General features: G+C 60.6%; 2 protein-coding genes. Both read left to right on the forward strand.

The genetic code is table 11. The annotated features are described in order from the left end of the window. The coding region (locus AC1DRJ_RS31555) for a phage holin family protein (RefSeq protein ID WP_477805550.1) at positions 1-312 on the forward strand (312 nt) is incomplete at its 5' end. Then, positions 309-619, forward strand: a 311-nt coding sequence (locus AC1DRJ_RS31560) for a hypothetical protein (protein ID WP_477805551.1), incomplete at its 3' end; no start/stop codon positions are given. The genes AC1DRJ_RS31555 and AC1DRJ_RS31560, both read left to right, overlap by 4 nt.

Genomic DNA, 619 nt, shown 5'->3' on the forward strand with positions numbered 1-619 from the left:
CTGTTGCTCAGCCTTGTCGAACTGTTCGGCATCGAGTTGCAGGAACAAAAAGCACGCACCGTAAGCGTGCGGTTATTTGCAGGCCTGGCGCTGGTCGGTGGATTGCTGCTGCTGGTGGGGTTGTCGGGGCGGGTGTGGATTGGGGTKTGGGACACTTATCGCCTGCCCGCCATCWTCGGGCTCTGCGTGTTCTATGCCCTTGCCTCCATATTCTGCGCTTTCCGTTTGAAAGCAGCGGTCTTCGATGAGTCCTCGCCCTTCCATGGCACCCTGGAAGAATTGGCCAATGATCGGGAGCGCCTGCTGCCATGAGCCTGCCTGAACTGCCCCACAACAGCTCGCGCACGGAAATGCGCAAGGCACTGATACGCCTGCGCATGGAAATGCACCGGCAGGAAATTCGCCACGAATCCAGGGAACTGCTACTGCCCTTGCAGCGGATACGCGGGATGTCGCATGACCTCCAGAGCAACTTTGGCATCAAGCATGCCCCCCTCTGGGGTGTGGCGGCGGTGACCTTGCTGGGCTTTTTGACCGGCAAGAGCACCCGCAACGGCGGCGTCAGCAGCCTGAGTCGCCTGGTTCGTCTGGGCACCAGCCTCGGGCCCTTGATCAAGCT

The sequence above is a fragment of the Pseudomonas sp. P5_B2 genome, assembly GCF_056400445.1.